Source organism: Gelidibacter sp. (assembly GCF_039916245.1).
In the GTDB taxonomy this organism is placed as follows: Bacteria; Bacteroidota; Bacteroidia; order Flavobacteriales; family Flavobacteriaceae; genus Gelidibacter.
This window is the reverse complement of the sequence record NZ_JBDSLS010000270.1, coordinates 1-9671: the sequence shown is the minus strand read 5'-3', so window position 1 is coordinate 9671 and position 9671 is coordinate 1. Positions and strand designations below refer to the sequence as shown.

Here is a 9671-nt window from a genome sequence, read left to right as displayed (position 1 = left end):
CATGGGATGTTAGCAAATACAACCTATCCAAGTTTATCGGGCACGAGTGTGTTTTGGGATTTTGTGGAATTGCCAAGCCAAATTCTCGAAAATTGGTGTTATGAAAAAGAAGCTTTGGAATTATTTGCCACCCATTACCAAACTGGCGAATTGATCCCCATGGATTTAGTTCAAAAAATAAAAGATTCGGCTGCTTTTCATGAAGGCATGCAAACCCTACGTCAACTGAGTTTTGGCCTCTTGGACATGAGTTGGCATGGCAGTGATCCATCATCAATAACTGAGGTGAAAGCACAAGAATTAAAAGCTTTTGAACATACACAACTCTTTCCAGATGTGAAGGAAAATTGTATGAGCACCTCGTTTTCTCATATTTTTCAAGGCGGCTACTCCTCCGGATACTACAGTTACAAATGGGCGGAAGTATTGGATGCCGATGCATTCGAATTCTTTAAGGAAAAAGGCATTTTCGACAAAGAAGTAGCCACAAAATTCATGGACAACGTACTTTCTCAAGGCGGCATTGAAGATCCAATGGTACTTTACAAACGCTTTAGAGGAAAAGAACCTCAGCCGGAAGCCTTATTAAGACGCGCTGGACTTATTGAGAAGTAAGTGTTTTAATTTTTCATAACTATAAATGCGGTCGAAACCGATAGGATCAATAGCTGAGATCCTATCGGTTTTGAATTTTTTTGTATCAAGCATTGAGAACCCAGAACCTTTAGACATTCTTTATCATTGTTGTCCGGAAAAGAATTAAGACCGCTTTGCTGATAGAACAAAGAACAAAGACTAAACACGTAATTAATTGAAAATAAGGGCTGTGAAATTCAGAATTAGAATAGGTTATGATGTTTTAGCATTAGTTTTAAAAAAACCTCGAAATGAAGGAGATTGAGGTCAAAAACATTGAAGGACCTTTATTTATCTCTATTCTTAGTAGATCAACGCAGATTTAATCGGACAACAATGATTCTTTATATAACTTATTGAAAACTTAGGATTTATTTCCTTAATTTTAATACAAATCGCTGCTAAACAAATGTCTAATCATCTGCTTAATCCTAATAAATGGATCGAACTTTATTCGGATTATCTTTTTAATTATACCATTTCACGTATAAATGATCGTGAAATAGCCAAAGATATCATTCAGGATACTTTTTTTGCTGGCTTAAAGTCGATGAAGAATTTCAAAGGCGAAGCAAGCGAACGCACTTGGTTGATTTCCATCTTAAAACGAAAAATCATCGATTATTATAGAAAAATAAATTCCACAAAAGGACAGGCAGAAGTACGAATGACTTACAGCAATGATGACAATGAAGGCGATTGGCTTGAAGAACGTGTGGAAGATGAAGGTTATTTAAACGCTTTGGATACGCTTGAAAACACGGAGCTTGGCGATGCCATTTACGATTGTATGGCCAAGCTCCCCGAAAAACAAGCCACCGTTTTTAAAATGAAAAGTATTTTAAATTATGATACTGAAAAGATCTGTAATGAATTAAAAATTACACCGTCTAACCTATGGGTCATTATTCATCGTGCGCGCACCTCTATGGCAGAATGCTTAGAAAAAAACTGGTTTAAATTATAGCAATGTTAAGGTTGATATTAATTTCAAAAGAAGAAGCATATCATATTTGTGACAAATCACAATACTGCGAATCTACGCTATGGGAAAAGATTAAATTGAGACTGAGATATCTGTGGTGTCCCAATACACGTAATTATGTGAAACGCAATAAACAACTTACCTATGCCATAAAATCTTCAAATCTTGACTGTTTGCATTATAGCGAGCGTAAAGTCATCGCCGACCGTTTAAATAGACATCTAAAAAAACAGATGTAAGATAAGCCATAGTATCGGCACACTTTCTACCCAAAAAGAACTGTAATAACCACTCCTTTTCCTATTGGCGAATAGGATAAAAAGAAGAGTTATTAAGGTTACTGCGAAGGTCAACACAATTAACTTCTGATTTAATTCCGCTTTAAAAAATTCCAAAAACAGAAAGACCATGCCCAATAAAACCCCCATGATCTTGGTATTCTTTATGCCGATTTTCTGCGGGATGGTCGACAACTTTAAACTGTCATATTGCAAATCCCGAATCTCAAACGGAAGCATCAACATCATTACCAAAACAAAACGCTGAATGGCCGTAATCCAGACATCCCAGTCAAATGATTGATTACTGTCTAATATCGGCAATAAAACCGTTACGCCACCCCAGACCAATCCAATCACATACACTTTTAGTCCACCTATTTCCCTGAGATTCCTTTGCTCGTCAATAAAAAAACGTTTCGGTAAAAGAGGAATCGTATATAAAAAGGTAACCACTCCAAAAACGCCAATATACATAAGGGTTTCAGGCTGTAACTGCCATGCAAACCAAATCATCAATAAAAAACAAAATAAGGAAAACACTTGAATAACACGCAACCATCGCGCCAAACTGCGATGATGGAATTTGGCAATCCCAAAAAACTTTACAAAATTATAACCCGTGATAGTGGAAAAAAAGACAAAATAAAGCAAACTCCAATCGATGGGCAATCTGAATTCCAAAAGGCTCACAAAGGTCATGGAAAACACCGATAATGCCACGTGCATACTGCTATTGATGTAAAAATCAAATATGGGCTTTAATTGCTTCATTATACAAAAATAAACAATGTGTTAATAAGACTTGCAATTGGTTAAAAACTTTAGATTTCGTTAACTTAAAATGGACAATATTTCTCGTAATTTCGCGCAGGAGAAAAAAGCACTTCAATTCCAGTGAATTAAAAGGCTTTTTATAAATTATTTTTCTCGCTTATGCGCTTTTCGGCAGACTGGGTGGGATTTAACACAACACTATTTTAATGAATACAAACTCTTTTGCTCTTCGCCACATTGGTCCTAACGAAAGTGACCAAAACGAAATGCTCAAAACCATTGGAGCTGACAGTTTAGATCAACTTATGTCTGAAACTGTTCCTGACGACATCCGATTGAAAAAAGGATTGAACCTTGATGCACCAATGAGCGAATATGAATATATCAACCATATTCTCGAGCTATCAAAAAAGAACAAAATCTTTAAATCTTATATTGGTTTAGGCTATCACCCGACCATTGTTCCCGCTGTCATTCAGCGTAACGTTCTTGAAAACCCAGGTTGGTATACGGCTTACACGCCTTACCAAGCTGAAATTGCACAAGGTAGATTGGAAGCGCTTTTGAACTTCCAAACCATGGTTACGGACTTAACAGGAATGGAAATCGCCAATGCCTCTTTACTTGACGAAAGTACTGCAGCTGCAGAAGCCATGGCCTTATTGTTCGCGGTTCGTGAGCGTGACCAAAAGAAAAATGACGTCAACAAGTTTTTTGTTTCTGACGCTATTTTACCTCAAACCCTATCTTTATTGCAAACCAGATCAACGCCGATTGGCATCGAATTGGTAGTGGGCAACGAAGCTGAATTTGATTTTTCAAACGAATTTTTCGGGGCTATTTTACAATATCCTGGAAAAGATGGATTGGTAAGTGATATCAAAACCTTTATTCAAAAAGCAAACGACAACCAAATCAAAGTAGCGGTTGCGGCTGATATTTTGAGTTTGGTTAAATTGGAAGCACCTGGTAAATTTGGTGCTGACGTGGTCGTCGGAACAACACAACGCTTCGGAATCCCGATGGGTTACGGCGGACCTCATGCAGCCTATTTTGCAACGAAGGATGCTTACAAGCGCGATTTACCTGGTCGTATCATTGGAGTAACCAAGGATATGAATGGCAACAGAGCGTTACGTATGGCTTTACAAACGCGTGAGCAGCACATTAAACGTGATAAAGCCACTTCAAATATTTGTACAGCACAAGTATTATTGGCCGTTATGGCAGCGATGTATGCGGTTTATCACGGCCCAAAAGGCTTGCAGTTTATTGCCAACACTGTTCATAATACCGCAGTCAGTGTCGCTAAAGCATTGGGGCAATTAGGTTACAAACAAAAAAACACCTCGTTTTTTGATACGCTAAGTATTGAGGCAAACGCCGATGCTATTAAAAAGATAGCGGAACGTCACGAAGTGAATTTCAATTACCCAAATGCAGATACAGTTACGATTTCCATCAATCAAACGACTTCTTTGAAAGATGCCAACGAAATCATCGCCATTTTTGCTGAAAACCTTCAAAAAGAAACGATTACTTTAACAGTGATCGAAGACGCTAACTTCATCGCTGAAAATCTGCAACGTCAATCAGAGTTTTTAACTTTAGAGGTTTTCAACAAGCACCACTCTGAAACGCAATTGATGCGTTATATCAAAATGTTGGAGCGAAAAGATTTATCATTAAATCACTCGATGATTCCTTTAGGTTCTTGTACGATGAAACTTAACGCTGCCGCAGAAATGTTACCGTTAAGTTGGCCAAACTGGGGATCTATACATCCTTTTTGCCCAATAGAACAAGCTGAAGGGTATCAAATTGTTTTGAAAGCTTTAGAAGATCAATTGACTGAAATCACTGGTTTTGCCGGCACTTCCTTACAACCAAACTCTGGTGCACAAGGAGAATTCGCCGGTTTAATGGTTATTAAAGCCTATCACGAATCCCGCAATGACCACCATCGTAATATCTGCTTAATTCCATCATCTGCACATGGTACCAATCCTGCAAGTGCGGTTATGGCCGGAATGAAAGTTGTGGTCACAAAATCGACAGAAGAAGGTAATATTGATGTGGAAGATTTACGTGCTAAAGCCATTCTGCATAAAGACAATCTCTCTTGTTTAATGGTAACTTACCCATCCACTCATGGTGTGTATGAATCAGCCATTAAGGAAATCACTCAAATTATTCATGATAATGGCGGCCAAGTCTATATGGATGGTGCCAATATGAATGCACAGGTTGGCTTGACCAATCCTGGAAATATCGGAGCGGACGTATGTCATCTTAATTTACATAAAACATTTGCTATTCCTCATGGTGGCGGTGGCCCAGGTGTTGGACCAATTTGCGTGGCCGAACAATTAGTACCGTTTTTACCTGGAAATCCAATCATCAAAACGGGTGGAGAAAAAGCGATTACCGCTATTTCTGGAGCGCCTTTCGGATCTTCATTGGTCTGTTTGATTTCTTATGGTTACATCAAAATGTTGGGTGCTGAAGGATTAACCAAGGCGACAAAAACAGCCATTTTAAACGCCAATTATATTAAAGAACGTTTACAAGGACATTTCGACACTTTATATTCTGGAGAGCGCGGACGTGCAGCCCACGAAATGATTGTGGATTGCCGACCTTTTAAAGAAAACGGCATTGAAGTAAGTGATATCGCCAAACGCTTGATGGACTATGGATTCCACGCACCAACCGTTTCGTTTCCTGTAGCAGGAACCTTGATGATTGAGCCTACCGAAAGTGAAAGCAAAGATGAAATGGATCGTTTTTGTGATGCGATGATTTCTATCAAAAAAGAAATTGACAACGCATCCAAAGACGATAACAATAACGTGCTTAAAAATGCGCCACACACTTTGGCCATGCTAACTTCTGACGTTTGGGATTTCCCATATTCAAGAGAAGAAGCGGCCTATCCGTTGGACTATATTAGAGATAATAAATTTTGGCCATCGGTAAGACGTGTCGATGATGCTTACGGCGACAGAAACCTTATTTGTACCTGCGCTCCTATTGAAGAATACATGGAGGCCTAACCTCTATTAATCAACTAAATTCCCAAAAAGCGCTCTTTTAAATTATATAAGAGCGCTTTTTTATTGATTTTGATTTGTTACATGAAAATTTTTAATAATTTGGCAAAAATCATTAAAAACGACAAAACTGTCAACCAACACAACAATATTAATTACATTAGTAAATCGATTAAATTTCAAAAAAAATGGCCATAAAGATTACAGGAACCGGTAGCTACATCCCAAGTAGCATCGAAAAAAATGAGAATTTCAATAAACATCATTTCTTAGATACCGATGGTTCGGAGTTGAAACATCCAAATGCTGTAATTATTGAAAAATTCAAGGCCATTACGGGTATTGACGAACGCAGATATGCCTTTGATCACTTAACCTCTTCCGACCTTGCTTTTTTTGCTGCAGAAAAAGCAATTGCCAATGCCAATATCAATCCTGAAGAATTGGATTATATCATCATGGCTCATAATTTTGGAGACGTTAAACACAATACCATTCAATCGGATGTGTTGCCTTGTTTGGCTTCCCGCGTCAAGCACAGTTTACGCATTAAGAATCCGAAATGTGTGGCCTACGACATTCTTTTTGGTTGCCCAGGATGGATTGAAGGCGTCATCCAAGCCAATGCCTTTATAAAAGCTGGAATCGCTAAAAAATGCCTTGTCATTGGTTCTGAAACCCTCTCCAGAGTCGTCGATAAACACGATCGGGATTCTATGATCTATAGTGATGGTGCAGGTGCCGCAGTTATTGAAGCTACGGCTGATGAAGGCGGAATTTTGGCCCATGAAACAGGAAGTTATACTTATGACGAAGCCTATTATTTATTCTTCGGAAATTCCAATAACAAAGATTTGTGTCCAGACACACGCTACATCAAAATGGATGGTAGAAAAATCTACGAATTTGCATTGAACAACGTTCCATTGGCGATGAAATCCTGTTTGGACAAAAGCGGTGCTGACATTAAAGATCTGAAAAAAATATTCATCCATCAAGCCAACGAGAAAATGGATGAAGCTATTCTAAAACGCTTCTACAAACTTTATAATACAGAAATCCCTGAAGGCATCATGCCCATGACCATTCATGAATTGGGAAACAGCTCTGTCGCCACCATTCCAACCTTATTTGATTTGGTCAGGAATAACCAATTAAAAAATCAAACCCTCACTAAAGGCGATATCATCATGTTTGCAAGTGTAGGTGGCGGAATGCATGTGAATGCCATAGTATATCAGTACTAAAATGAATATTGGAGTCGTTGTAGATAACGAATTTGACCACGACCATCGGGTTCAAAAAGAAATACGTTTATTGCAAGAGGACGGGCATACCATTTTTGTACTCTGTTTTGATTTCAAAAAAACCTATAAAACATATTCTGACCTTAAGGTCAAAAGGGTCACGATTCATAGAAAGTTCAGAGACTTATTTGTACTTCTGAGTACCAATTTCGGGTTTTATGAACGGTTATGGCAAAAACATATTGCAGAATTCATTACAGAAAACAAATTGGACGCTTTACATGTCCATGATTTGTATTTAGCCAAAGCGGCTAAAAAAGGCATTCAAAAATCGGAGCGGAACATTCCGTTAACTTTGGATCTCCACGAGAATTATCCAGCGGCTATTAATTCCTATCAATGGGCTATTAAAGGATGGCGTAAACATGTGGTACAACCTGAAAAATGGTATAAAAAAGAAGGCGAATATTTAAATTACGCCGATGATCTTGTGGTATTGAGCAACTCTTTTAAACAAGATTTAATGGAGCGGTTTCCATTTTTGAAATCAGACGCTATTTATGTACATCCCAACATGCCAGATTTTGATAGCTTTCAAGCTTTTGAAAAAAATGAATTCTCGGTAGACTTTGAATCTGAACAGCCCACGTTATTTTATTTTGGCGTGGTCGCCAAACGACGCGGCATCATTGACCTTCTCCCATGGATTATTCAATTACTGGAAAATGGCAATAAATTCCATACGCTGATTATTGGCCCCATAGATAAGGCCGATAAAAATCAATTTTACACCTATATTAATCATCCACTTTTAAAGCAGCACCTGACCTATATTCCTTGGGCAGATGTGAAATACCTTCCCGCCTATCTTAAAAAGATTACGATTGGCCTGGCACCATTTGAGATCAATGCTCAACATGATTCGGGCGTAGCCAATAAGTTATTTCAGTATATGTATGGCGAAATTCCTATACTGGCTACAAAATGTAAAGCACAACAGGAACTTATTGAAACCTCAGCATGCGGTTTATTATACGACACCCAAGAAGAGTTTAATACGGCCTTAAAACATTTGATTGAAAACGAATCCCTGCGCCAAACTTTAGGCGCAAACGGGAAGAAAAAATTGCTTGAACTTTATCGAAATAAGGCGGATAGAGCATTTTTGGGGATATATGATTCAAAAAAGTATTAAGAATTGAGTATCAAGAATTAAGACTTTAAGCTAATGATTTAATACAGAAATATTGAATTTTGACTCATTATATCATCTATGTTGGCAACAAGCAAAAACAATTCGAAAAAGATGAAAATGAAAAATATCAAGACCTATAGATCTCCGTATTTCAAAATTTAATACAGGTAAATTTCTATAATGAAGTTTTCATTTTTTTTCGATCAAAAAGAATTAATAAAAAACCATTTATTGGAACTATTACTGTGAAATAAGTATAAACCCATTTTTTACTTTTTCCATAATTTGATTTGTTCCAAATATCATACAATACATAAAACATTAAAATTATATTCAAAAAGAGGGCGATATATAGGAAGCTTGCTTTATCCATCATCATAGAATTAAATTTAACACTTGTCTAAAATACACTTAAAGTTTGAGTATAAAAACCGATAGACAACATTTGCGAAAACAAACAAATTGATTCAGAGCTTACTTCAGAACACTTTACCAAATAAATTCAATAGAGATATCTTGTTCCACAAATAAACTTTACCAGTCACTCTAAAAAATGGATGAAACAGATTTAAAACAGCACGAATCCTACATGAGAATTTGCATAGAACTTGGCATGATTGCCAAACAACGCGGCGATAGTCCTGTGGGCTCTATCATCGTACAGAATGGTATTGTTATCGGAGAGGGCATTGAAGGCGGAAAAACACATCAAGATATTACTTTTCACGCAGAAATTGAGGCAATACGGCAGGCAACAAAACATCTGGGAAAACAGGACTTATCAGATTGCATCCTATACACAACACACGAACCTTGTATTATGTGTTCCTATATGATTCGTCACTCCAAAATACCAATAATCGTCACAGGCATAGCAACTGGAGAAATTGGTGGCTATAGTTCTCAACTCCCTTTACTTTTAGACACCACTATTAAAAGTTGGACCAAACCTCCCCTCTTAATAAAGGGCATATTAGAAAGTGAATGCGACGCTTTAAATAACTAGGACATTTTTTTTATCAAGTAAATTGAGAGAATTAGAGAAGTGATCTTATAAACAAAGAAGAATAAACGGGCAACAATCCCAACTTGAAACCAATCAAGATCAATTCAAATTCCAGTTTTTATAATTGGTCATGGCCTCCAATTTATCTTCAAGTCCATCTTCAAGTTCAGGAAAAAAATCAATTCCTGTGAGCACCTCAACCGAATCCACCGAAACCACAAACTTATGCAAGGGCTCATTGGAGTCTTTATTCGGCATTAAAAAGGCAATCATCTTCTCGGTTTTAGGGTCATAGACAATTTTATAAAACAGTTTCGGCACTGCGACTCTTTCGCTGCCTATAGTTTCTAGATTTCCTTTTAAAACGCCACCGGTAACCACATAAACACCATCATATTTACGCGCCCAATACCGCACTTTTTGTTCTAAGGTGTTCCAGATGCCCGCATTAAACGCAGGATCTTGCGGACTGATATTACTGGTCAGAAAAGTTT

Annotated in this window: 8 protein-coding genes; 6 read left to right on the top strand and 2 right to left on the bottom strand. The window is 37.6% G+C overall.

What is annotated here, in order from left to right; all coding sequences use genetic code 11:
- Together ABIQ28_RS13860 and ABIQ28_RS13855 are read left to right on the top strand one after the other, a co-directional pair.
- Nucleotides 1-615: M3 family metallopeptidase (locus ABIQ28_RS13860; protein ID WP_348038314.1), on the top strand; the 615-nt coding region annotated here is incomplete at its 5' end.
- Between the two features lie 430 nt (nt 616-1045).
- Entirely contained in the window at nt 1046-1603 is a 558-nt protein-coding gene (locus ABIQ28_RS13855) for a sigma-70 family RNA polymerase sigma factor (protein ID WP_348038312.1), read from the top strand.
- A gap of 239 nt (nt 1604-1842) precedes the next feature.
- Here ABIQ28_RS13855 and ABIQ28_RS13850 read toward each other — a convergent pair whose 3' ends face one another.
- Nucleotides 1843-2673, bottom strand: a complete 831-nt coding sequence (locus ABIQ28_RS13850) for a hypothetical protein (protein ID WP_348038310.1) — start codon at nt 2671-2673, stop codon at nt 1843-1845.
- Nucleotides 2674-2882: 209 nt separating this feature from the next.
- On the opposite strand from ABIQ28_RS13850, the gene gcvP reads away from it, so the two are divergent.
- The 4 genes from gcvP (at nt 2883) to ABIQ28_RS13830 (ending at nt 9177) form a co-directional block, all read left to right on the top strand.
- Nucleotides 2883-5732 (top strand): aminomethyl-transferring glycine dehydrogenase, encoded by a 2850-nt coding sequence (gene gcvP / locus ABIQ28_RS13845; RefSeq protein ID WP_348038308.1) that lies wholly within the window; start codon nt 2883-2885, stop codon nt 5730-5732.
- 185 nt (nt 5733-5917) lie between these two features.
- The gene (locus ABIQ28_RS13840; RefSeq protein ID WP_348038306.1) at nt 5918-6976 is read left to right on the top strand and encodes a ketoacyl-ACP synthase III; all 1059 of its coding nucleotides are present in this window, start codon (nt 5918-5920) and stop codon (nt 6974-6976) included.
- Nucleotide 6977: 1 nt separating this feature from the next.
- Nucleotides 6978-8171: a glycosyltransferase family 4 protein gene (locus ABIQ28_RS13835; RefSeq protein WP_348038304.1), complete on the top strand. Its 1194-nt coding sequence runs from the start codon at nt 6978-6980 to the stop codon at nt 8169-8171.
- Nucleotides 8172-8724: 553 nt separating this feature from the next.
- Entirely contained in the window at nt 8725-9177 is a 453-nt protein-coding gene (locus ABIQ28_RS13830) for a nucleoside deaminase (RefSeq protein WP_348038302.1), read from the top strand.
- Nucleotides 9178-9276: 99 nt separating this feature from the next.
- On the opposite strand, the gene ABIQ28_RS13825 is transcribed toward ABIQ28_RS13830, so the two are convergent.
- Nucleotides 9277-9671: DNA/RNA non-specific endonuclease (locus ABIQ28_RS13825; RefSeq protein ID WP_348038300.1), on the bottom strand; the 395-nt coding region annotated here is incomplete at its 5' end.

What these genes read in the sequence shown, in the direction of transcription:
- ABIQ28_RS13855 (WP_348038312.1), top strand. Translation starts at nt 1,046, where the DNA reads ATGTCTAATCATCTGCTTAATCCTAATAAATGGATCGAACTTTATTCG.
- ABIQ28_RS13830 (WP_348038302.1), top strand. Translation starts at nt 8,725, where the DNA reads ATGGATGAAACAGATTTAAAACAGCACGAATCCTACATGAGAATTTGC.
- ABIQ28_RS13840 (WP_348038306.1), top strand. Translation starts at nt 5,918, where the DNA reads ATGGCCATAAAGATTACAGGAACCGGTAGCTACATCCCAAGTAGCATC.
- ABIQ28_RS13850 (WP_348038310.1), bottom strand. Translation starts at nt 2,673, where the DNA reads ATGAAGCAATTAAAGCCCATATTTGATTTTTACATCAATAGCAGTATG.
- gcvP (WP_348038308.1), top strand. Translation starts at nt 2,883, where the DNA reads ATGAATACAAACTCTTTTGCTCTTCGCCACATTGGTCCTAACGAAAGT.
- ABIQ28_RS13835 (WP_348038304.1), top strand. Translation starts at nt 6,978, where the DNA reads ATGAATATTGGAGTCGTTGTAGATAACGAATTTGACCACGACCATCGG.